Source organism: Salinibacter sp., assembly GCF_036626415.1.
GTDB lineage: Bacteria > Bacteroidota > Rhodothermia > Rhodothermales > Salinibacteraceae > Salinibacter.
Map to the genome: position 1 here is coordinate 16,170 of NZ_JAZKRW010000003.1, position 23,059 is coordinate 39,228.

Annotated in this window: 22 protein-coding genes and 1 pseudogene; 6 read left to right on the forward strand and 17 right to left on the reverse strand. The window is 65.1% G+C overall.

The window, feature by feature from the left end; all coding sequences use genetic code 11:
* Positions 1-9: 9 nt before the first annotated feature.
* Positions 10-699: a haloacid dehalogenase type II gene (locus tag V5A20_RS00965; protein ID WP_332315648.1), complete on the reverse strand. Its 690-nt coding sequence runs from the start codon at positions 697-699 to the stop codon at positions 10-12.
* A 407-nt stretch (positions 700-1,106) separates the two neighbouring features.
* Positions 1,107-1,883, reverse strand: a complete 777-nt coding sequence (locus tag V5A20_RS00970; RefSeq protein ID WP_332315647.1) for a slipin family protein — start codon at positions 1,881-1,883, stop codon at positions 1,107-1,109.
* A gap of 322 nt (positions 1,884-2,205) precedes the next feature.
* On the opposite strand from V5A20_RS00970, the gene V5A20_RS00975 reads away from it, so the two are divergent.
* On the forward strand, positions 2,206-3,633 hold the full coding sequence (locus tag V5A20_RS00975) for an MATE family efflux transporter (protein WP_332326550.1): 1,428 nt from the start codon (positions 2,206-2,208) through the stop codon (positions 3,631-3,633).
* 111 nt (positions 3,634-3,744) lie between these two features.
* Here V5A20_RS00975 and V5A20_RS00980 read toward each other — a convergent pair.
* Positions 3,745-3,972 (reverse strand): annotated as a pseudogene (locus V5A20_RS00980) (ATP-binding protein); the annotation flags it as partial.
* Positions 3,973-4,055: 83 nt separating this feature from the next.
* Between V5A20_RS00980 and V5A20_RS00985 the strand changes: the two are divergent.
* Both V5A20_RS00985 and V5A20_RS00990 read left to right on the forward strand, forming a co-directional pair.
* Positions 4,056-4,232, forward strand: a complete 177-nt coding sequence (locus V5A20_RS00985; RefSeq protein WP_332326552.1) for a hypothetical protein — start codon at positions 4,056-4,058, stop codon at positions 4,230-4,232.
* A 327-nt stretch (positions 4,233-4,559) separates the two neighbouring features.
* A complete protein-coding gene (locus V5A20_RS00990; RefSeq protein ID WP_332315044.1) occupies positions 4,560-5,084 on the forward strand; it encodes a type 1 glutamine amidotransferase domain-containing protein in 525 nt (174 codons plus the stop codon).
* 113 nt (positions 5,085-5,197) lie between these two features.
* Here V5A20_RS00990 and V5A20_RS00995 read toward each other — a convergent pair whose 3' ends face one another.
* The 4 genes from V5A20_RS00995 to V5A20_RS01010 form a co-directional block, all read right to left on the reverse strand.
* Positions 5,198-5,815 (reverse strand): superoxide dismutase, encoded by a 618-nt coding sequence (locus V5A20_RS00995; RefSeq protein WP_332315043.1) that lies wholly within the window; start codon positions 5,813-5,815, stop codon positions 5,198-5,200.
* A 161-nt stretch (positions 5,816-5,976) separates the two neighbouring features.
* Entirely contained in the window at positions 5,977-6,276 is a 300-nt protein-coding gene (locus tag V5A20_RS01000) for a hypothetical protein (protein WP_332315042.1), read from the reverse strand.
* Positions 6,277-6,333: 57 nt separating this feature from the next.
* Complete coding sequence (locus V5A20_RS01005; RefSeq protein ID WP_332315041.1) at positions 6,334-7,398, reverse strand: saccharopine dehydrogenase family protein; 1,065 nt, start codon at positions 7,396-7,398, stop codon at positions 6,334-6,336.
* A gap of 30 nt (positions 7,399-7,428) precedes the next feature.
* Positions 7,429-8,487: a M14 family zinc carboxypeptidase gene (locus V5A20_RS01010; RefSeq protein WP_332326553.1), complete on the reverse strand. Its 1,059-nt coding sequence runs from the start codon at positions 8,485-8,487 to the stop codon at positions 7,429-7,431.
* 240 nt (positions 8,488-8,727) lie between these two features.
* On the opposite strand from V5A20_RS01010, the gene V5A20_RS01015 reads away from it, so the two are divergent.
* Positions 8,728-8,943 carry a cold-shock protein gene (locus V5A20_RS01015; protein WP_332315039.1) on the forward strand — a complete coding sequence of 72 codons (216 nt, stop codon included), beginning with the start codon at positions 8,728-8,730 and terminating at the stop codon, positions 8,941-8,943.
* A gap of 165 nt (positions 8,944-9,108) precedes the next feature.
* On the opposite strand, the gene V5A20_RS01020 is transcribed toward V5A20_RS01015, so the two are convergent.
* The 6 genes from V5A20_RS01020 to V5A20_RS01045 form a co-directional block, all read right to left on the reverse strand.
* Complete coding sequence (locus V5A20_RS01020; protein WP_332315038.1) at positions 9,109-10,419, reverse strand: type IX secretion system plug protein; 1,311 nt, start codon at positions 10,417-10,419, stop codon at positions 9,109-9,111.
* Position 10,420: 1 nt separating this feature from the next.
* Positions 10,421-12,757, reverse strand: coding sequence for a hypothetical protein (locus tag V5A20_RS01025; protein ID WP_332326554.1), 2,337 nt, complete (start codon positions 12,755-12,757; stop codon positions 10,421-10,423).
* Between the two features lie 36 nt (positions 12,758-12,793).
* Positions 12,794-13,690: a DUF3078 domain-containing protein gene (locus V5A20_RS01030; RefSeq protein ID WP_332315036.1), complete on the reverse strand. Its 897-nt coding sequence runs from the start codon at positions 13,688-13,690 to the stop codon at positions 12,794-12,796.
* A 274-nt stretch (positions 13,691-13,964) separates the two neighbouring features.
* Entirely contained in the window at positions 13,965-14,156 is a 192-nt protein-coding gene (locus tag V5A20_RS01035) for a histone H1 (RefSeq protein ID WP_332315035.1), read from the reverse strand.
* Between the two features lie 166 nt (positions 14,157-14,322).
* The gene (locus tag V5A20_RS01040; protein ID WP_332315034.1) at positions 14,323-15,075 is read right to left on the reverse strand and encodes an amino acid kinase family protein; all 753 of its coding nucleotides are present in this window, start codon (positions 15,073-15,075) and stop codon (positions 14,323-14,325) included.
* A 271-nt stretch (positions 15,076-15,346) separates the two neighbouring features.
* Positions 15,347-17,458, reverse strand: a complete 2,112-nt coding sequence (locus V5A20_RS01045; RefSeq protein WP_332315033.1) for an acyl-CoA dehydrogenase family protein — start codon at positions 17,456-17,458, stop codon at positions 15,347-15,349.
* A 336-nt stretch (positions 17,459-17,794) separates the two neighbouring features.
* Between V5A20_RS01045 and pyrF the strand changes: the two genes are divergently transcribed.
* A complete protein-coding gene (pyrF, locus tag V5A20_RS01050) occupies positions 17,795-18,616 on the forward strand; it encodes an orotidine-5'-phosphate decarboxylase (RefSeq protein WP_332326555.1) in 822 nt (273 codons plus the stop codon).
* A 7-nt stretch (positions 18,617-18,623) separates the two neighbouring features.
* Here the strand turns inward: pyrF and V5A20_RS01055 are convergent, their stop codons facing one another.
* Genes V5A20_RS01055 through V5A20_RS01065 form a run of 3 tightly spaced genes read right to left on the reverse strand, consistent with a single transcriptional unit; the run spans position 18,624 to position 20,906 of the window.
* Positions 18,624-19,010 carry a hypothetical protein gene (locus V5A20_RS01055; RefSeq protein WP_332326556.1) on the reverse strand — a complete coding sequence of 129 codons (387 nt, stop codon included), beginning with the start codon at positions 19,008-19,010 and terminating at the stop codon, positions 18,624-18,626.
* 29 nt (positions 19,011-19,039) lie between these two features.
* Positions 19,040-19,981: a universal stress protein gene (locus V5A20_RS01060; RefSeq protein WP_332315030.1), complete on the reverse strand. Its 942-nt coding sequence runs from the start codon at positions 19,979-19,981 to the stop codon at positions 19,040-19,042.
* A gap of 13 nt (positions 19,982-19,994) precedes the next feature.
* The gene (locus V5A20_RS01065; protein ID WP_332326557.1) at positions 19,995-20,906 is read right to left on the reverse strand and encodes a universal stress protein; all 912 of its coding nucleotides are present in this window, start codon (positions 20,904-20,906) and stop codon (positions 19,995-19,997) included.
* A 513-nt stretch (positions 20,907-21,419) separates the two neighbouring features.
* On the opposite strand from V5A20_RS01065, the gene V5A20_RS01070 reads away from it, so the two are divergent.
* Complete coding sequence (locus tag V5A20_RS01070) at positions 21,420-21,692, forward strand: DUF6522 family protein (RefSeq protein ID WP_332315028.1); 273 nt, start codon at positions 21,420-21,422, stop codon at positions 21,690-21,692.
* Between the two features lie 95 nt (positions 21,693-21,787).
* Here the strand turns inward: V5A20_RS01070 and V5A20_RS01075 are convergent, their stop codons facing one another.
* Entirely contained in the window at positions 21,788-23,059 is a 1,272-nt protein-coding gene (locus tag V5A20_RS01075) for an MFS transporter (RefSeq protein WP_332315027.1), read from the reverse strand.

Below are 23,059 nucleotides of genomic sequence, written 5' to 3' on the forward strand. Positions count from 1 at the left end.
CGCCCACCGTTACTCGAGAAGCAGGTCGGCAAGGCTCGTGAGGTCGGGCACCGTGCGCACCGGCTCGGTCTGCGGGGCCGACGGATCGAAGCGCTCTCCGTACCGCCGCACCCACACGCACGAGAGGCCGAGGCGGCCCGCGGGATTCACGTCGTGGTACACGCTTTGGGCCACGTGGAGGACACGGTTCGGCGGCACCCCGAGGCGGGTGAACACCATTTCAAAATGATCCAGTGCCGGCTTGTAGGCCCCCACCTGCTCCGCCGTAATCACCCCATCGAAGTCTACGTCGAAATGCCGGGCCGTGTCCCGGAAGAGGTCATCGTCCACGTTCGAGACGACGGCAAGCCGGAAGGAGTCGCTCAGCCGTCGCAGCGTCTCGTTCGTATCTGGGAAGAGGGGCCAGTTTCGCACGGAACCAGCGAAGCGCTCCGTCTCCACGTTCGTCGGGGTAAAACCGAACCGATCCCCAAATCGTCGCAGGACACGCCCCAGCACCTCCCGGTAGGAAACGTAGCTGCCGGACTCCACGTCACGCTCGAACCTTCCGTAGTGGCGGAAGAGCTCTTCATCGTCAAGCGTCACATCGTGGGCGCGAAGGATCGGCTTCAGGGCCGTAGCGATCCCGTCGGCCCAATCGATGAGCGTGCCGTAGCAGTCAAACGTGAGAACGTCGTAGTCGTCGAGGCTAAGAGACATGAATCAGAAGGGCAAGGAAGGATTGGACGCGGCGGAGGTCATTTGTTCGGGCAGTCGCATCCATGCGACAGTTGGCCGAGTAGATGGCTGAACGACTCCGTGTCCCCAGCGCAAGGTCGGTTCTTTCCGTCCCGCCGCCGGTACCGACAAAGGTTCTCCAAAAGGTGCCCGGAACCGGGCGCCGAGGAAGCGAAAAGTCTGGGGGAATGGAGTGCGCGTCCGTACACCGCGACAGGGGTGTGAGGTTCTACGGGGTTCGAGGCCCTCCGCGAGTGGCACTCCGGCCCGCCCTGCGTCGGCGACCGAGAAGCGAGGCCCCCGGCCAGCGGACCGTCTTCATTCCTTCGTGGTGGGCGGGGGCGGGAAAGGGAGAAAGGGCCTGCAATCGCCTCTTTTCTTGCACACGGTCAGGGACTCTCCTCCTCCCGCTCGTCCGCGCCAATGCGTTCCAAGGCCCGCAGCGCCTCGGTGGGCACGGCGAAGATGACAGTGTTGGAGTCGTCGCTGCTGAGGCTGTTGAGCGTTTGCAGCGTGCGGAGGTGCAGGGCGCCCTCCTCCGTGTTGAGCGTGCTCGCCGCGTCGGCCATGTTTTGGGCCGCCTCCAGCTCGCCCTCCGCCTGGATCGTGACGGCCCGCCGCTCCCGCTCGGCCTCCGCCTGCCGCGCAATGACGCGCTTCATGTTCTCCGCCAGGATGATGTCCTTGAGCTCCACCGACTGCACCGCAATGCCCCAGGGATCGGTGGCCTCGTCGATGATCTCGCGAATCTGCCGGGAGATCCGCTCCCGCTCCGCGAGTAGCGCATCGAGGTCCACCTCCCCCACGATGTTGCGCATGGTGGTTTGGGCCAGTTGCTGCACCGCGTACATGTACTCCTCCACCTCCAGGATGGCCTTCTTGGCGTCCCGCACCCGGTAGTAGATCACCGCGTCGATCTCGACGGTCACGTTGTCCCGGGTAATGCTCTCCTGTCGCGGCACGTCGACTGCCTTCACGCGCATGTCGACCCGTTCCCAGGACTGAATAAGCGGGATGACCGTGCCCAGCCCCGGCTCCATCACCTGGACGAACTTCCCCAGCATGAATTTGACGCCCCGCTCGTACTCTTTTACCACCTTGAAGGTACGAACGACGACGCCGATGGCGACCAGGACGAGGGCGGCCAGAAGGTAGGAAAGCAACATTGGGGCGGGACACTAGGACAGACAAAGACTACAGGGTACGATGCCCTAACGCGTCCCGCCCCCGATTGATGGACGTCATTGCATTCGTCTCACATTCCCGGCGAGTGGGGGTTCGAGGCCGAGGGCGGGGCGCATCCGCGTCCGCAGGTCAAGAGCACGTGAGGGGAATGGCAGAAATGAGTTATTCTTGGGACTGAGCGTTCATTGTGACCGACGCGCCCGAACAACCACTCGGCCCCAAGAGTGCCCTTTCTGGTTGCAATGCATTGTGTGGGCATCGTGCCCGTCGCCCATCGAAATTCTCACGTTCACCCCCGTCTTTGTGCCAAATCCGATCCGCGCCACCGTTGAGGGCATTGGGCGCCTTCTGGCCCACCTGCAACTCATCGGGGCCGCACGGGCCCGGCGGATCGCGGACCTGGCCTGGCCCCGCATCCTGACGGGCCTGGCGCGCATGTCGAAGGCGACCGCCGACGTGGCGATGGTGGGCATGGCCGTGGGACCGGCGGCCATCGCGGGGGTGGGGTACGGGGTGCCGTACTGGACCATGACGTACATGCTCGGGGGCGGCATCGCCGGCGGAACGATTAGCCTCGTCTCACAGCGGTACGGGGCCGGGCGGTACGACGAGATCGACCGGGCGGTCAAGGTGAGTGTGGTGGCCGCACTCCTGGTCACGCTGCCCCTCGTCGTCGTGTTCTGGACGCTTCCGGAGCCGCTAATTCGGCTCATCGGGACAGGCGAAGAGGCCATCCAGTACGGCACCCGCTACCTGCGCGTCGCGAGCCTGGCAATGCCCTTCGCGGCCCTCAACCTCATCGGAAGCCGCACCCTCATCGGGGCCGACGACGCCTGGACGCCGATGATTGTGCGGGCCGGAGGGGCCGTGATCAACGTCGGGCTGAACGCCGTCTTTATCTTTGTCTTCGACCTGGGTGTGGTCGGGGCGGCCCTGGGCACGGTTCTCGGGAGCATCGGCGGCGTGCTTCTCCTTGGGTGGGGGCTCACCGCGGGGCGCCTCCCGGTCGTGGGAGCGTTGCCGGTCCGCATCGACTGGTCCGCTCCGTACTGGGACGCGGCGGACGCCCGCCATCTCACCCGCATTGCGACGCCCCTGGCCCTGCGAAAGGTCGCCCAGAACGGCGGACAGTTTCCGCTACTCGCCATCGTGGGCCTGTACGGGCCCAACATGGTGGCCGCCTTCGTGGTCGCACTGCGCGTCCGCGCCCTTATGAACACGCCCGGGTGGGGCTTCGGGCTCGCCTCCAGCAGCCTCGTCGGCCAGTCCCTCGGCGCGGGCCACGAGCAGGACGCCGACGGCTACGCCCGCGACACCCTCCGCTTCACGGTCGCCACCTACGCCCTGGTGGGGGCCGCGGTCTTCGTTGTGGCCGACCCGGTCAGTGCCCTCTTCGTGGACGACGGCGCCGTGCGGGCCACCACGACGGCCCTCATCCGGGCGGCCTGCGTAAGCGTGCTGTGTTGGGGCGTCATGAACGGCGCAATGGGGCCGCTCCGCGCCAGCGGCGACACCACATGGCCCTTCTACGGCCAACTGCTGGGCCTCTTCGTCTTTGCCCTCCCCCTGGCCTACCTCGGCGCCGTCACGCCGCTCGGCATTTGGGGACTGTACGGCACCCTGTTTGCCGAGACGGCCGTGCCCGCTGCGGTCATCTACTACCGTTTCCAGACGGAGCAGTGGAAGCTCATCAGCCGCCAACACCGGGAGGCGGCGGTGGGGAGCGCCTGATTGATGCGTGAGGAGTGATCCGTGAGGGAGCAGAGACGTCACGCATCACGTTTCACGAGTCACGTCCATTCCCCCTGCCTCATCGAATCGGCAACACACAAAGATCCACACTCAGAATCGCAGGGTAAACACCGCCCCCTCCCCTTCCTCGGACCGGACGGAGAGGCTGCCGCCGTGCAGGTGCATGATCTGGCGCGAGAGACTGAGGCCGATGCCGGAGCCGTCCTCCTTCGTCGTGAAGAAGGGAACGAAGATTTTTTCCTGCACGTCCGTCGGAATGCCGGGCCCGTTGTCTTCCACCTGCACCACCGGGCGGCTGCGCCGGTCGACGTACGCCCGAAATCGGAGCAGTCCAGGCCCACCGCCCAAACGCAACGTTTTCGGTCGGGAGGCGTCTACACGTCCCGTCCGCTCTCCCCGTCTTGGTTCTCTCCCCCGCCATTCCTGAGCGTCAGATCTGGTTGATTGCCATCGCCATTATCGCGGCGGACCTCGCGTTCTTCATGGTCCCCCTCGTTCCCTTCTTGGCGGCGTACGTGCTCCTGGCGCGCCCCGCCTGGTTCAAGGACTTCATCGACGACGTGTACGACCGTTCGTAGCGGTGGCACCCCCCGGTCGCCGAATCTCGTCGGCAGCAGCCCTCGTGCTCTCATTCGAAGGATCGGGTGTCTTCTCTCCTCCCCTCCGCTGCCAGCAGCCGTACACTGTGAGCCTTGCTGCGCCAGAGCGCTCTTCATCACGGCAGCCTGCTTCTCTCAAGGCTCTCCCAGGTGAAGTAGACACCACGGGGTACGAGGCGGGAAGGCTTGTCCTGTCCTTGAGGCCCGGCTCCCACCTTCCTGCGGCTTGCGTGCCCAACGATTAGGGGTTTACTTTGCAATAACGGAGTACTCCGAATCTAAAATTCGCCCATCAGACCATACGCCATGGATTTGACCAACCACCGCGTCGCCGTTCTCGTCGATCGTTCATTCGAGGACCTCGAATTCTGGGTCCCCACGATGCGGCTCCGCGAAGAGGGGGCCGACGTCGTCGTTGCCGGTCGCGAGGCCGACACGACTTTTACCGGCAAACACGGCCTGTCCGCCACGACGGACGTGGCCGCCGGCACGCTGGACCCCGACCGCCTGGACGGCGTCGTCGTCCCGGGCGGCTGGGCCCCCGACAAGCTTCGCCGCGACGAGGGCGTGACCGCACTCGTACGCACCCTGGATGCGCAGGAGAAGATCGTCGCGCAGATTTGTCACGCCGGCCTCGTCGGCATCTCCGCGGGCATCGTGGACGGCCGCCGGGCCACTGGAAGTACAGGCATCAAGGACGACCTCGTGAATGCGGGCGCAGAGTGGGTGGACGAGGCCGCCTTTCAGGACGATCACCTCGTGTGGGGCCGCGTCGTGAAAGACATTCCCGCCTTCTGCCGGGCCCTCATTCAGGCCCTCCGGAACGCGTAGACGCGCCGCTCGGGCAACAATGCCCCCAACGACGAAAGGGGTGGCCGGATGAACGACCACCCCTTTGGACAATTTGGGTCGGGCGCTTGAGGGCCCGATGGAGACAGACAGCACTACGCCGTCACAACCTCATCGTAGTTGTCCCCGACGGTGCTCCAGTCGACGACGTCCCACCACTCGTCAACGTACGTGCCACGTTCATTCTGGTAGTTGAGGTAATAGGCGTGCTCCCACACGTCAACCCCAAGAATGGGCGTATGTCCGTCCAACAGCGGGTTGTCTTGGTTGGGTGTGCTGGTCACGGAAAGCTCGCCGTTGGGCTGCGCCACGAGCCATCCCCATCCGCTGCCAAACTGCCCGGTCGCAGCGTCGGCGAAGGCGTCCTTGAAGTCCTCGTAAGACCCAAAGGCGTCGTGAATGGCGTCGGCGAGGTCTCCGCTAGGCGTGCCGCCGCCGTCCGGCGACATGATGTCCCAGAAGAGGCGGTGGTTGTAGAAGCCGCCCCCGTTCTGGCGAACCGGCGTCTGCACGTCCGTCGGGAGCGTGTCGAGACCGGCGAGAAGCTCTTCAATCGAGCGCTCCTGAAGGTCGTCGTATCCTTCCAGGGCGTTGTTCAGTTTCCGGGTGTACCCGGCATGGTGCTTGTCGTGGTGGATCCGCATCGTTTGCGCGTCAATGTGCGGCTCCAGCGCGTCGTAATCGTACGGCAGGTCGGGAAGCTCAAAAGCCATAGGCCGTCGTGGTATTTGTTGGAAAGTGCGCCGAGATTGATTGCTGTTTTGCTGGGTTGACAAACGCCCCATTCTGCGAATTTGTTTTGGCTTCCCAAAGAGTTCGCCCACCTCTAAACTCTGGTCATTTCTCCGGGAGCCACGCAGGTCAATACGCTGGTTCAGCCGAGGAGGGTCCGTAGGAAAACCGTCCCCGTCCAGACGAAAAAGGCAGCGTAGAGGACGCCGCTCGCCCACTTCCATCGCTTCGCAATCCGCCCTTGGCCCCGCCGCCTCAACACACGGCCGTACGCCGTACAACCGCCGGCACACCCAAGCAGTGCGAGCCACGCAGCATTGCGGTATTGCCCGGCAAGCAGCATAGCGCCAATCCCAAAGGCGACCCCGACGTAGAGGGCCGCAATGGCCGTCCAGTTCAGGCTCGGCTCACTCGATTCGGGGGCGGATGGCGAAGTGGACACAGCCGTCGATGTGCTGGTGACGAAGAGCGGGTGCTGCCGGGCGGGTGCCCCGGGCTCTTACGCCCCCGGCGGCCCCTCAACGATGTGTCGCGACGTTCCGTCTACGGCGAGCGCAAAGTCGGCCCCGAAGGCGGTGGCCGGCGTCTGGTACCCGGACGGGACCGTTTCATTCAGGACCCGCTGGAGCGCTTCCACCGCGGCCCGTGCCGTAAAGGTGTACGCCTCCGGCCCATGGAGTCGGGCGGTGGTGGAGCGCCCGCCCGGGCCTCGTGCCGACGCCCACACCACGGTGCGGCCCTGACGACGTTCCTCGGCGGTCGGACCGGCGGGGCGCTGCTCCACGAGCCGTTTCAGGAGTCGCTTCAGGGGCGGCCACGCCAAGAGCCCTCGCACGTGTCGGCTGGACCGAAGCAGCGACTGGACGAGGAGCGGCACGGCGATGTAGGCGGTGACGTTGGGCACTTCGGTCGACACCCCGCTCGTCACGACACTGCCCTCGGGAATAGAGATGACGCCCCGGCGGCGGTCCCCAAAGTCGACATTCCGGCTGGTCCATCCGGGGGGCACGTCGTGAAGCCGCCCCTCACGGCGCACCACCCCGCCGCGGCCCATCTGCTCGATGAGCGTTTTGAGGGTGCCGCGAGAAACCGTGCCGTCGGCGTACAGCGCCACCTCAAGGGTGTTGGCGTCGGGGGTCTTCTGCGCCACAAATTGCGCGAGGCAGTCGCTCGGCACCACGTCGAACCCAATTCCGGGAAGCAGCATGCAGCCCGCGGCCTCGGCGTCCGCATCACGATCGGCCAGCCTCCGAAATACATCCACCTCTCCGGTCAGGTCCAGGTAGTGGGTGCCCGTTTCCAGGCAGGCCGCCACCATCGGCGCCGCCGTATGGACGAAGGGACCCGCGCAGTGAAGCACCACGGAGGCATCGTCCAGGGCCGCCCGAAGCTCCTCCGGCTCCGAGAGGGAGGCCCTCCGAGTAGGCAGCTCTAGGGTGCTTCCCAGGTCCGAGAGCCGATCGGCGTCGCGGCCCGCCAACACGGGCTGGAGTCCCTGCTCGGCCGCCGCCCGGGCGATGAGCGTTCCCGTGTAGCCGTAGGCGCCGTAGATGAGTGCAGACATTCGCGTTCCGGATCCGTTCTGAAAAGACAATTATGAAGCAGCCCCCGGCGCGACGGCCCGGAGCCCCAGCTCTAGGGCCCGAAATTGAAGGTGCATCGCCGCATCGAGTGGGACGGGCCGAAGGTCGAACGGCGCAAGCAGTGCCTCCACATCTTCGCCCCGCTCGAGCCGCGCCTTCACGTCTGGCAGGCGCTTCCGGAGGTCGAGGTACTGGGTCGGACGGTGTCCGTCGTCCCCTGCGCCGCGCATCAGAAACAGGGGAAGCTCCGTCACGAGCGAGAGGGGATCGCCCCCCAGCGACGCGACAAACTCCATCGAGCTGTCGTGAAACCGCTCGGCCATCGCAGAATCGCCCTGGGCCCGAAAGTACGTCCGCATGGCGTCGCCGCGAGGCGTCGTTTGGAAGCCCGGCTCGATCCAGAAGAATCCTTTCTCTCCCTTTCGGTTGTGATCGTGCAGGGGCAGGCCTTTCGCCGCGGCCGCCGCCACAAAGTCGTCCCGAAGCAACTGCGTACGGAAGGTCCAGGGCCGGTTGATGAGCAGCATCGCTCCTTCCCCCGCCGACATGCCGTGTAGGCTGGCGTGCAGGTCAAACGGCCCATGCTCCCGCAAAAAGGCCGAGACGTGCGTGTTCTCGGGGCGCATGTCAGGAAACCCATACTCCATGTCGTCCCCGGGCTTTTCCCGCACAACTTCCTGCAAATATGCTTCCAGGTCCGGCCACGCCTCCATCCACGCCCGGTTGCGCGCCTCCCCGTCCGGATTTGTGTGCGGCACGATCACAAACTGAAAACGCTGGAGCAAGGCGTCCATTTCGCCCCGCCGTGCCAGTCCATTGATGAGAAAGGCCCGGAGGGTCTCCGGGCCCACAGGCTCGTCCGCGTGGTTGCCGGCGATGAGGCTCACCGTAGTCGGGCCGGTCCCCATTACTGCCCCGTAGAGCATGGTCCCCTCTTCACTTGGACCCAGCTCGTGGAAGCTCGCAACATCCGGGTGTTGCGCACAGGCTGCCTCAATGGGAGAACGAACCGCGGCGTGAGTGCGGAGGGTCGGGGCGGCATCGACGAGGCTCGTGAGGGAAAACGACATCCTAAGACGTATGGGTCAGTCAGACGGTACGATTTTTTTCAGAACGGATTGGGCCTCCGGACAGATCGGCCCACGCCCACAGGCGCGAAAAAATTGACTTCGAGTTTTGAAGATTATATAATAGATGGCATGTGGCAGCTCATCAACATCTTGCACCGCTCCAGATCATGGTCTGTGCAAGATAGTGCAGATGCCTTGCCGCGCAGCATACGTTCTTTCGACTGACCTTTTAGCAGCACCATGGCAGAGCGCGAAACGGGAACCGTCAAGTGGTTCGACAACGAAAAGGGCTACGGGTTTATCGTCGCTGAGGAGCGGGATGAGGATTTGTTCGTCCACTACAGCGAGATTGACACGGAAGGCTTCAAAAGCCTTGAGGAAGACGATCGGGTCGAATTCTCGGTCGGGCATACGGACAAGGGCCCCAACGCCCAAGACGTGGTCGTCATCGGGTAAGCCCTACCCTCCATTCCATATTGGGACATGCGCCCCATCCCGGTCGGGATGGGGCGTTTTCTTTTGCGGACCAATTCTTTGGGAACCAAGCGCAGGCATGGGACCCGCCGAGAAACGGACCAGTGCACCGCCGGCCGACGTCCACGCGATGCCTCAGGCACTCCTCTAAGGCCGAAAGTCTTCCACTCGGAGTAGCCGGTCGGTATTGTACTGGGAATCCCGGTAATAAATGAACGCCGTGTAGGTGTTACGCCGACGCACCTTCGATCGGCGCTCCCCTTCCTCGAGGCCCGAGGCCGACGTCGAGTAGAAATACTGGTGCCGTCCCTGCTTGAGGAGGACGCTTCCCTCATACCGCCTCCGGTCCACGTTCCAGTCCATGCGGGTGCCCCAGCGCGGATTCATGCCGCTGAAGCTGCCCGCCAACACGGGGGGGCGTTCGTAGGGGGTTTCTCCGGACGGCACGAAGGCAAACGTCGTCTCTACGTACTCGGCGGTGAGGGCCGGGTCGGCCCGGGCCGACAGTGCCCCCCGGACGACCGTCTGCCCGTTCAGGCGGGGTCCCCTGGACGCCTCCGTAAAGCGGGCGTAGTCCGGATCCAGAAAGACCCGGATGGGCGGCGGGGTGCGCTTCACTCGGGCAACCTGCGCGGTGGGCCGGAGGGTACTGAGGTCGAGGCCGTACTCAGCCGTGGCCGGGTCGTAGGCGCGCTCCCGTTCCAGTTCAAACTCCAATTCCGGCTGGCGCATTAACAACGGACGGTCTGCACACCGGGTGTCCGCAAGGCGCCCGTTCCGAACGAAGCACACGGCGTGGCCGAAGGGGTCCCCCTGAATCGGGGACGGCGGCGTGAAGCGGGCACGGGGACGAAGGGAGGGCTGCTGCTGTCCCGGCACCGGGAACCCCTCGGCGCCCAGCTGGAGGCCGCCGTCCTCCTCCGTCACGAAAAATGGCTGCTCAAAAAGGACCGAGTCCCGGCGCCCCCGCTCGGTCACGCGAAGGATGTAGTTGCCGCTGACGCGAAAGCGAATGTCGTCGTTCGGGAAGCGGTACCGGTAGTGCACGTACGACACGTCCGTCCCCCGCGAGGAACGATAGTCCACGAGGCGATCGTCCTGGAACGATTCCAGGGTTTGTCCCGGGGAAAGGTCTCGGCGCCAGGTCCGGTCGGCGTGTTGGAAGTAGACCGAGAGCGGACGCCCTTGCTCCTCCAGCAGGTCAAACTCCAGGGTCAACCCGCTGCCCCCGCTCAGCGAGGTCACAGGCAGGCTCTGCTCGTCGTCGCCCTGGTACAGTTGAATGGTGCGGACCGTGGAAGACGGCGACGCCAACTCCGGCTGCACCGTTTTTGAGGCTGAGGATGAGTCTTCGGCCTGTTCTGTCTCCTCCGTCGACTTGCACCCGAGCGCCAAGCCGAGGGCCACGACACACAGGCACAAGCCCAGCCTGAGCGCCCGGCGAGAAACGACGCGCATGCTACCAGCCACGTGGGCCGTTGGGGATAGATACAGGGTCCGTTTCACATTGAGAGGACCCGTCAAAGCGAGCGTGTGCCTCAACCAACAGCCGGGATACGTGATTCGCGGAGGGAGAACGACGCTGAGCGGCCTGAGGCTCTACTCCCGCGTCGAGCGCCCGTCTCTTCCACCACTCAAAGAGCGAAGCGCGTTCATCGTCGCCGAGCACTCGGGCCCGGCGTTCGGCCCGTGTGGCCCATCGTCGCGCCACGGCCCCCGAGTTCTCACGGAGGGCCGCCTTGGTTCCCCACGCCGCGTGCTGCAGCTCCCATGCCCGGTGCCATCCCCGCGGCCGGTCGATGCGGACCGGCCCTTCAAGCCGTCTCCACAGGGCCAGGGCCCTGTGATACTGGCTCGCGTCCATCCACCGCACGGCTTCCCAGGCCCGCACACGCCTGCCCCGAGGACTCATTCCCGCGAGGCGCCGGGCCTGCGTAGCCGGCGCGGCTCCGCTCGTGAGGACCCGAATGATCGAGGGACGGGCCGCAATCGCGTCGCGAAGGGCAAGGCGGGCCTGTAGGTCGTGTGCATGGCCTGGCGTCTGGGCCCGGGCCCCGGCGTAGAGCGCCCGCGCCGTGTCCGGCTCTCCTCGCAACACGGCCGCGTCGGCCTGCGCCACTTGGAGCGGGACCGTCCGGGCCGTTCTCGACAGCGTATCAACCTGACGCCAGACGGCGTTTGGCCGTCGCTGGGCGAGCCGATGCCGAGCCAGTGCCTCGTGGGCCGCCGCGTAGTGCGGCTGTGCGCGGAGGGCCTTTCTCAAGAAACGCACCATCTCGGTGGTGTCGCGGCGCTGAGCGGCCCGCTGTGCTGTCTGATAGTGCCGCCGCGCCGGAGGGACGTGGTGGGGACACGCGGTCTCAAACAAGGACGGACGCGTAAACCGTCGGGCGACCACGTCGTGAGCCCCCCGCGACACAGCAGGGGCCCGACGGAGGTGGGACGCCCACCCCGCCGCGAGGGTGCTCAGCGACTGTCCGTACACAGCCTCAAAGTCGCCCCAGGCATAGACGCGCTTGAGCTGGGCCGGGCCGTGCCGATCGAGCAGGTACCGGACGAACGACCCCATGGTGGCGTACGAGACGGCGCCCCGCCCCGTCCAGAAGCCCCAGGGCGTCAGCCGCTGCGCCACGGCCTCCGCCTCGGTGGTGAGCGTGGTCGTCGTGTCGGACTGGGCCGCGGTGCGAACGAGATCGTCCGGGGACGGCCCCGGCGAGGGCGGCTCCAGGGCCACCGCCCACCCTTCGACGAGGCCCGGCGCCCAAGACGCCCGCAGCCCCGGCAGTCCGTAGGGGCGGCTCACGACATGCGCCAGTTCATGGCCGAGGCTCTGCGACACCCGATCCCGAAGCAGGTGCACCTGTGGCGCGTCCAGCCAGACAGGGCTCACGCTCGTTGTCCGGGCTCCAGTGAGACGGCCCTTCACGTCTGGAGTCGGGTAGATGTAGCTCTGGATTCGGGGGCCCTTCGCGTCTGGCTCAAGATTCAGCTGCCGTCGCACCCAGTCGTACTTCGCCTCGTGGGCGGCCGCAAGGTCCGCGGCGGCGGCCGCATTGACCTGTGTCGAGTCGTAGTAGAGGTCGAAGTGAGTTGTCCGCGTGTGGCCGCCCAGGTGATCTTGCAGGGAGGCCGCCGTGGTGTTGATGCCGAGCGGCCCGGCAAACACGTACCCCGTTCCGAGAACGAGGGCGCACGCCGGGGGGGCCCAGCGAGGCCCGCGCCCTCGCAGCCGATGCCCAACCAACAGAGCAAGCAGGGCCCAGAGCAGCGTCAGGCCCCGGAAGGCGAAGAGGCCGGGACGCACGGCGAGTTGCTCGTCGTAGATCGGCCCCAGGACGCCTCCGAAGACGTGATTGTAGGTGTAGAACTGAGGATGCAGGCCCAGGTCATACAAGGGACCGCCCACGGCAAGGAGCAGCCCGAGGCCGCACAAGATCCATCCCGGGCGCGCCACCGGCAGTCCCTGCAGCAGATACGCCAGCGCCACCGCAAAGACGACCGTGACGCTCGGAAACAGGGCGTAGAAAAGAAGTCCCTGCCCGAGGGGACAGCTCGGCGCCCAGAGCTGCGCGAGAAGGAGCACTCCGAGCGGGACGAGGAGCGCTGCTTCCTGACGGGCCATCACCCACCATACGGACCTCGACGTCGTCCCGAACGCCCGGACCGCCGCGCCTCCGCTGATGAAGTAGGCCGCCAGGGCCACCACCGCCGCGGACTCGGCCTGGAGCACATTCAGGAGCGGCATCGGAGCCAGAAGCAGCCCCAGGGCAAGATATGCGAAGAGGACGCGACGCATGGGCAAGACGCCGACCGAAGCGGCCGCATACGGACCCTACAAGAGCGTGAAGGACACCCCGACCGATATGGCCTCCCTGATCTGAATTTCGCTTGAGGTGTCCTCGTCAAAGAGCGCCACGAACTCCAAATCCGTGGTAATCCAGTCGTTCACCTGGAGATTGATGACGTTATCCCAGACGGCATCGGGGGGATTGTCGAGTTGATTCACGGCGAAGAATACGTCGAGCTGAGACCGATACCGGATGCTCTCGGAAAGACTCTGATCCAGGTTCGCAGAAAACTGCCCTCCCGCTTCTGCGCGCACTAGATTGTCCGGATCCAGCCCGTACAGGACCCGAAAGTCCGACTCGGTCACGACGGTCTGCTTTGCGGCGACACCCAGGCGGAGCGAGAGCTGATCGAGCGGATCATAAGTGAGGCCGATCGACTCCGTGACGGTCCCCGGTGCAAAAAACGAGGAGGTGCGTACGGGGGGGTCCTCGTCGAGTCGTGGATTGGTGGGCTCCACATCCGCTTGATCCTGATACGGATTTTCGGAGTACGCGAACCCAGGCGCAAACTGCGTCCGAAGGTCTCCGGCCAGGGTGGGACTGAATGTGTTAAAGAAACCGTCCCCCTGGTACTGTAGGTTGGCCTGCAGGCGAATTCGGTCTTCCGCCTTTCGGACTTCTTGGTCTTCCTGGTTGATGTACCCGAGGGCAAACCGTGCGGTGTAGGCCTGGGCCCAGCGGTCCCCCTCCCGCTCGGTGGCCCCGTCCAGTGAGGTGGAAAACGACAGCGAATTGACCCCTCCTTCCTGCCAGTTTCGGTACGCAGCCTGCGACACGGAAATTTTCCCGGTCAGCTCTGAGTCCCACTCCGTGTCGGCGGTGTCGGACGTCGGGCTCTCCTGCGGATTCGGAAGCGTCGGAAGGGACGATTGAGCGAACACGCAAGGCCCAGTTCCAACGAGACAAAGGGCCGCGAGTGTGCCAGCAAGGATTCGAGGGAGCATTGCGTCGAAAGACAGAAGTAAAAAGCGAGAGGGAGATTCCGCCGCGGCCAGCCGGAAGAGGTGCAGTGTCTACGTCTCAACGCAAAGAGCCCTTGCCGGTTGTAGCAAGGGCTCTTCCGCGACGTGGAACGCCGAGACAGCAACCAACGTGCCCCACCGGAGCACTTTCTGCACTCGTGCTAGGGTCGTGCGGCCGTTGGCCGATCGAGCGTTACAGCTCGTTGTTCTTAATGTCTTGGATTTCCTGACGGATTTCGTGGGACAACTTCTTCAGCTTCATAAGGCTCTTCCGGGCACGCGTGCCAGCGGCCTTGTTGCCCTTCTCGTAGAACTTCATCAGATCCTCCTCCACACCCTCAAGCGTATCGGACAACTGACTGTATCGTTCTTCAAAAGTACTCATGCGATAACCTCAACAGATTTGAGTATAAGCGGCGATTGTGCACGGAGAACATAATGGCCCCCTCAGCCGCTGTCAAGCCGGATCCTGGTGGACACGCGGTCCCAATTCCCTCCGGACCTGATTTGTCAAAAGGTTCAAGTGGTGGGCGCTCTCTCGGTGCGGGCTGCTACGAGCGAACCCGCGTCCCCGTCGGCGAGGCCCCACGTAGCAGGCCCTGCAGGTTCGTAATCAGGACCGGAACGTCGGCCGCTGCCAGGCGACGAACAGCCGCCGGCTCCGGGACGGGCTCTTCATCCACCCCTCCAATGTCAACCTCTGCCCGAACCCCTTCCCCCTCGTCGGGCAGTCCGGCCGCGTCGGCCGTCGTAAGGACACAGGCCACCGGCTCGAACGAGTCGCCCAGCGCCTCGGCCAGGGCCCCAAGGGCTTCTTCCGTTCCCACCTCGCGCACGTCCGCATCCGGGGTCTCTACGAGCGCAGACACGACCGGCAGAACGTGCTGCTTGAGGAGAGCCGACAGCCACCCCACATTTTCGGCCCGGAGCGGCGCATCGCCCCCACCCTGGAACAGCCCCCGGTCCACGCCCTGAATGCCCACGGTGGAGACCACCTCGTCGGTCAGCGCCGCCACGATCTCTTGATTCACCTCCCGCACAGCCCGCTCCACGAGCCGCCGCTGGTCCTCCGTCTCCACGTCGAGCACCCCGTCGGTCCGCTCGGGGAAATAGCCCTGTGCCTCCAGGGTGCGCTCCACCTTTTCACCGCTCCCATGGACCAGCACGCAGGGGGGCGCCTCCGGGCCTGCGTTCGAAAAGTGCTGGGCCAACGACTTGAGGAAAAGTTCGTCCCCGAGATGGTGACGATCGAGATAAAGGAGATAGAGCGACTGCATGTGGTCGGGGTCGAGGAAGGGCGTCAAGGAGAATCTGCGTCGGTGCACTGTCAATGCACAAGGCGCCGACACGATTCGTCCCTGTCGCGCTGAGGGGCCGAGAAACCCAAGGCCTCTCGGGCGGCCTCGCTGTGCGGTTCCTTACGCGCGGGCTGCCCTTCCGCAGCTTGGCGGTTCTGAGCAAGACGGGGAGCCATTTGAGCGTTCTGGGCCAACGCAAAAGCGCAGTGCCGGGACTCCCGACACTGCGCCATTGACGACCGTCTGAGGAAGGCCGAGGGCCGAACGTAGGTGGCCATCAGCTGTCTTCCGAACTGGACGCCGGGGTCGGCTCTTCGGGAGCCCCATCGCCCCGGTCCACCGGCTCGGTTGCGTCGTCGACCACTTCGTCCACGTCGAGATCGTACGTGTCTCCCGGCTCACGGTCGACCTTCCGGGGGTCCTCCCCTTCACCGTCAAACTGCGGGATGTGCTCCGCGGGCAATTCCTTGCCGGCGTCTCGCCCCAGCGGGCTGCCCTCGTGGATGTAGAACGCGTCGTTGGGCAGTGTGTCGTTGTGGGCACGGGCCGCCTCCGCGGCGTCTCGCATGCTGTCGTCCGCGTTGTCGCGCATTTCCCCGAAGTTGCGGTGGATCTTGCGATCAAACCACTCGAAGAGGTACTCGAACGCGGCACGATCCCGCTCAAAGTCCGGCCCAAACTCGCCAGAGCGGAGTTGATCGTCCATTTTCGACAGCGAGGACGCGAGCGCAAACAGATAAATGGCATTGTTCGCCACACGGGCCTGCTGGGCCTGGTGCTTCACGACGTCCTCGCGCTCCCACTTGCTCACGAGCTTGAAGTAGTGAGAATGCTTCTGAATCAGGCGCGCAAGTGTATCGGCCTGGTCCTGGAGAGCCGGATGTACGCCCTTCAGCTCCGGGGCCCGTGGCTTCAGCCCAAGGAACAGCTGGGCCCCCATCGGCAGGGCCTTCTTCAAGACCGCCGGGGTGGTGGCCGCCGTAAGAATGCGCGAGAGGTTGTCGCCAACCGACTCGTCCGAGTCCCACAGTAGGGCCTCCTGGATGGACACCATCTTCTCGGCGAGCTGCTTTCCGCCGTACGCGAAGATGAAGGACTGCATGACCTCGTTGGAGCCCTCCACGATGCTGTGGATGCGATTGTCCCGCCACGATCGTTCGAGCTCGTGCTCGGTCATGTAGCCCTCCCCACCCATGATCTGCATTGCCTCGTCGATCACCTTCCAGCCAAACTCGGAACAGAAGACCTTGGTGATGGCCGTTTCGACCATGATGTCGGTCTCGCCCCGGTCGAGGAGCCCTGTCATCATGTAGAGCATGGCGTCCATCGCGTAGGTGACCGCCGACATGCGGGCGATCTTTTGCTGCACGAGCTCAAAATCCGCCAGGGGCCGGTCGAACTGGTAGCGCGTCTGGGCCCACTTGATGCCTTGATCTTTTGCCGCCTTCGCGGCCCCAGTGACGCCCGCGCTGAGCGTGCAGCGACCGTAGTTGAGGCATGAGAGGGCAACCTTCAACCCCTTCCCTTCCTCATGGAGCACATTCTCCTTCGGCACCCGCACGTCGTTGAAGCGGAACCGCGCCTGCCACGTGCCCCGAATGCCGGTCTTCGCCCGGTTCTTCTCAAAGACCTCGACGCCCTCCATGTCCGGCGTCACGATGAGCGCATTGACGCCCTGCTGCTCCAGCTCACCGGTCTCGGGGCTGGGCACCATGTTTTTGCACATAACGGTGCACAGCCCACTCATCGCCCCCGAGGTAGACCATTTCTTCTCGCCATTCAGAATGTAGTCGCCGTCCTCCGTCTTCACGGAGAAGGACTCTTGGGCCGCGGCGTCGGACCCGACGTTCGGCTCCGACAGGCAGAAGGCACTGAGCTCCTCCCGGGCGACGAGCGGCAGGTACTCCTCTTTTTGCTCCTCCGTCCCAAACATCACGATGGCCTTGCACCCGATCGACTGGTGGGCCGACACCATCACGGCCGTGGAGGCGCAGTAGCGCCCGATCATCTCCAGCACCCGATTGTAGCTCGTGACGCCGAGGCCCAGTCCCCCGTACTCCTCCGGAATAATCATCCCCATCACCCCCATGTCGAACAGGCGGTCAATCACCCATTCGGGAATGTACTGCTCCTGGTCGATCTCGACCCGCGGGTGTTCGTTCTCTAGATACTCTTCGAGCTCGTCCAGCAGGGCATCACACCGCTCACGCTCGTCGTCCCCCTCTTGGGGATAAGGAAACAGGAGGTCCTCCCGAAGACGGCCCCAGAAGGCGTTTTTGATGAACCCCATGTCTTCGGGCTCGGGGCCCATCATCGTCTCGATGTCCTGGATCATTTTCTGATCCTCTTCGGACACCCCTTTCATGTCGCTAAGTCCTTGGTCGGCCATGGCTGGTCGGATTGATTCGTAAGAAGGACGGGGAGGAGCGTCGGCCTACAATGCGTGATTTTCAAACAAACCTCCACGGCGATCTTTCCTCGCTCGTCGTGGATGGCATCGCCCGCTAGTGAAAGGGCTTCCATCAAAGGCCAAAAATGGTAATCGTCCCCGTGCGTTCGGTTCCTTTCGTGGGCTTCCTGCAAGCAGAATTCTTGGGGCCTTTTCGGGCGATCGTCATCGCAACGCTGCGGGACTGCTCCCCCAAGCGGGGTGGCGAAAGTTGCGTGCGCCGGGTCAAACCGCTACGTTTGCACGGCGTACTCTTCCGACCAGTCCGACCGTGCCGTGTCGACCCCGTTCTCCCCCCGCCTCCGCCGCGTCCAGGCCCAGAAGAACACGGCGGTCTGTGTGGGCCTCGACCCCGTTCCCGCCCGGCTGCCCGCTCCACTCCGGGACGGCCGCCTCCGCACGGACGCCGTCCGGGCCTTCTGCACGACGATCGTGGAGGCGACCGCCCCGTACGCCTGTGCCTTCAAGCCCAACTTTGCGTTCTTCGAGGCCCTGGGCCCCGCGGGCCTGACCGTTCTCGACCAGGTGCTGGCGACGATTCCCGACGACTGCGTGGTTCTGGGCGACGCCAAGCGGGGCGACATCGGCCACTCGGCCCGCTTCTACGCCGCCTCCCTTTACGAAGAACTTGGGCTTGATGCCTGTACAATTTCGCCCTACCTGGGCCGCGACAGCGCGATGCCGTTCTTGGAGCACGAGGGCACCTGCACGTTCGTCCTCACGCGCACCTCCAACGACGGCGCCGCGGACCTGCAGGAGGCCTGCACGTGCGACGGCGTCCCCCTCTACCGGCATGTGGCCCGGCAGGTGACGGACTGGGCCGCAGACGCATCCGGAGAGGCGGGGCTCGTGGTCGGGGCGACGGCCCCGGAGGCCCTGGACGAGCTCCGCACCCTGTGCCCCTCCCTCCCGTTCTTGATCCCCGGCGTGGGGGCGCAGGGCGGTCGGCCGGCCGCGGTCATGGAAGCCGCCGCCACCGACGAGGGGCCCGTCCTGATCAACTCCAGCCGCAGCATCCTCTACGCCTCTCAGGGCCCGGACTACGCAGAGGCCGCCGCGGAGGCCGCCCAGCATCTCCGCGACGCCCTCAACGGGTGAGCGCCCTCTAGTCCAGGTGCTGGGTCGCCGCCTGCGTAACCAGCATTCCCTGTGACCCGGTCAGGGTGAGGGGAAAGGGCTGGTTGGCCCCTTCCACGTCGGTCCCCGGGATTCCGCAGCGCGCATTCGTGGCATCGACCCCATGGTTCGTCTTGAGAAGGAGCGCCGCGGTGGCCGGATCGGACGCGTCTCCCGCCTCGACCGCGGCCATAAATCGCTCCTGCGCGTCTCGCCAGTCGGCCAACGCCTGCCCCACGGGCGCCAGGGCCGACGGATCGGCCGTCGGGTCGTCGGTCGTTTCGGCATCGTCGAGGGCGTTCAGAAGGGCCGACCGGGCATCGTCACAGGCCTGCACGGCCGCCGTCAATTCGTCGAGGAGGTCGTCGGGAATCATCGGTCGCAGCGTTGGGATGGGAGTGTCGTTCAGTCGTCGGTCTTTTCGTTCGGGGGGGTGGGCACAGTCAGGACCGGGCACGGGGCCGTGCGCACCACGCGTTCCGTGTTGCTGCCCAGCACGAAGCGGTCGATGCCGGTCAGTCCGCGTGTGGCCATCACGATGAGGTCTGCCGCCCGGGCCTCTGCGAAGTCGACGATGGTCTGCGCCACGTCGCCCTCCTCCACGTGGCAGGTGGTGGAGACCGCCGGCCCCTCCACCGAGGCATTTAGTTCCTCGAGGGCCTGCTCGGCGTTGGCCACGATCTCAGAATCCATCTCCACGACGCCAACGCCCGGAATCCCTGTGTCGCTAAAGGTAGGCACCACGCGCTGTTCGGCCACGAACAGAAGATGCTGCGTTCCTCCGTACTGAGAGGTCACCTCTCTGGAGAGACGCAGCGCGGTCTTCGAGTGGTCCGAAAAGTCGATGGGCGCCAGGACGCGGTCGTAGGCCACCGGTTCGCCTTTCGCATCCGCCTCCTCCCCCGGGTTCCGGACGGTGAGGACAGGGGCCACCCCGCGCCGAACGACCCGGTTCGTCACACTGCCCAGCACGTAGCGCTCGAGTCCTCGGCGGCCGTGGGTGCCCATCACCACGAGGTCGATCGCGGAGTGGGCCACGTACTCCTCAATGGCGTCCGCCACGTCGCCTCTGGGGTGGGGGACGACGGCCGTGTGGACCGTCTGTGCCGACACGGCGGGCGCCAATTCCGCGAGCTGGGCCTGGGCCGTAGACTCGGCCTCCTCTCGGAGTCGATCGATGTGTGCTTCTGCGTTGCCGAGGCCGTAGAGGTCGGTGTTCGCGTCATGGACGACGTGAAGCAGGTGCAGGGAGGCCCGGAACTGATTCGCCCAGGACAGGGCGTGGTCCAGCGCGGCTTCGGCACTGGGCGAAAAGTCCGTCGGGACCAGAATGTGGCGTGGCGTCATGGGGACAGGGCGGTTAGGATGCGTCGGCGTCCGGTAGCAGGGACTTGCCAAACGACTTGACGGTGAAGACGGGCGCCGGGGCGCGGCGCACCACGCGCTCCGCCACGCTGCCCAGCAGCATGCGTTCGAGGCCCGTCCGTCCGTGGGTGGCAATCACGACCAGATCGACCTCGTTGGTCTCGGCGTAGTCGAGGATGGTGGAAGGGGCATAGCCGACGTTGGCCTGGACGACCACATGCTCGTATCCGATCTCAGTACGGGCAAGTTCGGCCAAGCTCTCCTCTACCCGGTCGATCACCTGAGGCCCGGGCAGATTGGCGGGTTCCACCCCGTAGGCGGACGGATACACCACCTCCTCCACGGCGTGAAGCAGTGTGATCTGCGCCCCGTACGTCAGGGCCAATTCTTTCGCGTGCCGGAGCGCTTCCAGGGAGGCATCCGAAAAGTCGACGGGCACGAGGATGTTGCGCACGGCCCAGGCCGGGGTGTTGTTGTGTTCGCCTCGCACGGTGAGGACGGGGCACGGGGCCGTGCGGAGCACCTCTTCGGCCACACTGCCAATGAGCATGCGCTGAAGCCCTCGGCGGCCGTGGGTTCCTGCCACAATGAGGTCAATCTCGTGCTCTTCGGTGTACCCCACAATCGCCTCGGACGGCGAATCGTGTTCTCGCTGTTCCTGCACGAGCGGAAGCGCCCCCAGGTCGACGTGCGGCGGCGGATCCCCGTCCGCCGACAGGAGTCCCGACAAGGTCGACTCGGAGATCGGAACGTCGACGTCCGAGGCCTCCGTCCCTTGGTCCTCAGTTACGTGGAGAACGTGCAGTTCGGCGTCGTGCCAGGACGCAAGGGCCGCGGCGTGGGGAAATGCTCGGTCGGCTCCCTGCGAGAAATCGGTCGGCCAGAGAACACGGCGAATAGAGAGCATAGCAGCGACGTGTGGGATATGAAAGATTTGGCTGCCTGTAATGTAAAGCGGCCGCACGAGAATGTGAACCCCACATCCACGGCAATCCCAGCAGCGATTTGTCCGCGAAGCCGCTGCCCGAGCCCGACCTTCCAGGCACGAGCACACGTCCCTGGCCGCTCCACGCTTGATGTACAGTGGCAGCACTGCAGGAGCAGGCCTTCGGCCCTCGCCCTCCAAGGGCACTATGCCCTTCGGTCAGAGCTCTTCGCTCGTGTGAAGCCCCTCCCTCCGACGGATACAGCCTCTTTGCCCGGTTGAATGGACTCTGCGTCAAGCTCAGAGCGACGGTGTAGAACGGGTTCCGTGGTTGACGCGATTGCCCCCCACACCAGGGAAGCGGTTCTGGAGTGCGACAAGCCGACTCTTTCGTAGCGGGCCGTCATCCGAGGGGGGAAACTTTTGGGCCGGTCGCCAATTAACTCGGGAAGAAAAGACGTCTCACCGTGACGACCACCAACCCAGCCAGCCCTCATGCGTGGAGTCAGTTTTAAGCCGCAGGACGCCGAAGATTTTTCGACCGGCGAGATTAAGTCGTACGGTGGCATCTACGCCGCCACGGCCGAGGATTTTGCCGGGGCCTTCGAAATGGAGCCGGACGACTTCATTGAGATCGTCCAGTCGTCGGACATAGAGCCCCTTACCGAAGTGGGCGAGGACAAGGACCCCGGAAAGTACAGCCTTTCCTTTGAGCGAGACGAGTTTGAGAAGCTGAAGGACCTTCTTCTCGAGCAGAAGGACGAATAGTTTTCCCCGGGCCCCGAACGCACCCCGCTCTGAGCACGTGCACGGCTCGGAGCGGGGTTCTTTTTTTGTGGTACACGCGCGCCCACGGCCCAAGGTCACGCCGGGGACGCGGCCGGCGTGGCCTCGTCGACCTGCGTCCCGACCATCAGGGCGGCGCCCGCCGCAAGTAGGCTTCCAATCCCAAAGGGCACGACGAACCCAAACGATACGAAAAACCCGGCCATCAGTTGACCAGAGGCAATGCCGAGCCCAAACGCCACGGTCAGCACCGCCAGTTGCGCACCCGACTGTCCCTGCTCGGCGTGATCGCCCGCCAGGGCCAGCGCCGGGGCAAACACCAACGCGCCGGCGCCCCCCTGCAGCATCCGTACCACGATCATCTGCCAGGGCGCCCCCACCACGCCCTGGAGCAAGGTGGTCGGGACGAGCCCGATGAGTCCAAGCAGGATGAAGCGCTTGCGTCCCACTCGGTCGCTGGCCCGCCCCACCACGGGCTGCAGGGCCGCGAGCGCCGCAATGAGAGCGACAAACTCAACGGCAAACAGGAACGGGCCCTGTCCCAGACGCGCATTCACCTCCGGCTCGATGGCGGACAACAGCGCCATGCAGCTCGCCATCACGAGGGTCGCAAGCCCCAGCGCAAAAATGGTGTCGAGGTGCCATCCCCCCTTCGCCCGGTCCCAGATTCGGAGGGCCAGCCGGCGCTGCGTCGGGGTCGTCTCATCGGGGTCTTGCACAAGCACGCCCACGAGGCCGGTCCCCAGGAATGCCGTCGCGGCAGCCACAACAAACGTGGCCTCAAAGCCTGTAACCTCTGTCCCGCCCGGGAGCACGAACGGCCCCATTTCGAGCAGGACACTCGCCAGTAGGGGCCCGGCCCCGAAGCCGATGAGGCGGAAGGAATTGTACACCCCCATGTTGCCGCCCCGGCTGCCCGGATCGCTCAACTCATTCACGATGGCCAGGCTCGCCGTGATGGTGAAGGCCGCCGCGAGGCCCTGCAGCACCCGGAGGACGAAGAGGTGCCAGTAGGCCGTGGCCGCCGCAAACGCCAGGTTGATGGCCCCCAGGACCACGAGTCCTCCGATCACGAAGACCTTCCGGCGCCCCATTCGATCGGACAGACGACCCGCCAAGGGCTGGGCGACACTGCTCGCGATGCCAAATAACGCGAGGACCACGCCCGCCACCATCGAGGCCGGAACGCCAAAGATGCGTCCGCCCACCGCGTCGCTGGCCACGTAGAGCGGAAGCACGATAATGAGAAAGGAGTTGCCCACGGCATCCGCCATGCGGGCGAGGGCCAGCGCCAGCACGCGCCGGTCGACCCCGAAAAGCTGCCCCCCAGTAGATGTATGGTCGTCCAT

Bases quoted from the DNA above. Each gene is read 5' to 3' on its own strand.
- V5A20_RS01035 (WP_332315035.1), bottom strand. From the start codon at position 14,156: ATGAGTACTTTTGAAGAACGATACAGTCAGTTGTCCGATACGCTTGAG.
- V5A20_RS01020 (WP_332315038.1), bottom strand. From the start codon at position 10,419: ATGCGCGTCGTTTCTCGCCGGGCGCTCAGGCTGGGCTTGTGCCTGTGT.
- V5A20_RS00970 (WP_332315647.1), bottom strand. From the start codon at position 1,883: ATGTTGCTTTCCTACCTTCTGGCCGCCCTCGTCCTGGTCGCCATCGGC.
- V5A20_RS01055 (WP_332326556.1), bottom strand. From the start codon at position 19,010: ATGATTCCCGACGACCTCCTCGACGAATTGACGGCGGCCGTGCAGGCC.
- V5A20_RS01025 (WP_332326554.1), bottom strand. From the start codon at position 12,757: ATGCGTCGCGTCCTCTTCGCATATCTTGCCCTGGGGCTGCTTCTGGCT.
- V5A20_RS01060 (WP_332315030.1), bottom strand. From the start codon at position 19,981: ATGACGCCACGCCACATTCTGGTCCCGACGGACTTTTCGCCCAGTGCC.
- V5A20_RS01070 (WP_332315028.1), top strand. From the start codon at position 21,420: ATGCGTGGAGTCAGTTTTAAGCCGCAGGACGCCGAAGATTTTTCGACC.
- V5A20_RS00990 (WP_332315044.1), top strand. From the start codon at position 4,560: ATGGATTTGACCAACCACCGCGTCGCCGTTCTCGTCGATCGTTCATTC.
- V5A20_RS00965 (WP_332315648.1), bottom strand. From the start codon at position 699: ATGTCTCTTAGCCTCGACGACTACGACGTTCTCACGTTTGACTGCTAC.
- V5A20_RS01005 (WP_332315041.1), bottom strand. From the start codon at position 7,398: ATGTCTGCACTCATCTACGGCGCCTACGGCTACACGGGAACGCTCATC.
- V5A20_RS01015 (WP_332315039.1), top strand. From the start codon at position 8,728: ATGGCAGAGCGCGAAACGGGAACCGTCAAGTGGTTCGACAACGAAAAG.
- V5A20_RS01075 (WP_332315027.1), bottom strand. From the start codon at position 23,059: ATGGACGACCATACATCTACTGGGGGGCAGCTTTTCGGGGTCGACCGG.
- V5A20_RS01065 (WP_332326557.1), bottom strand. From the start codon at position 20,906: ATGCTCTCTATTCGCCGTGTTCTCTGGCCGACCGATTTCTCGCAGGGA.
- V5A20_RS01045 (WP_332315033.1), bottom strand. From the start codon at position 17,458: ATGGCCGACCAAGGACTTAGCGACATGAAAGGGGTGTCCGAAGAGGAT.
- V5A20_RS00995 (WP_332315043.1), bottom strand. From the start codon at position 5,815: ATGGCTTTTGAGCTTCCCGACCTGCCGTACGATTACGACGCGCTGGAG.
- V5A20_RS01010 (WP_332326553.1), bottom strand. From the start codon at position 8,487: ATGTCGTTTTCCCTCACGAGCCTCGTCGATGCCGCCCCGACCCTCCGC.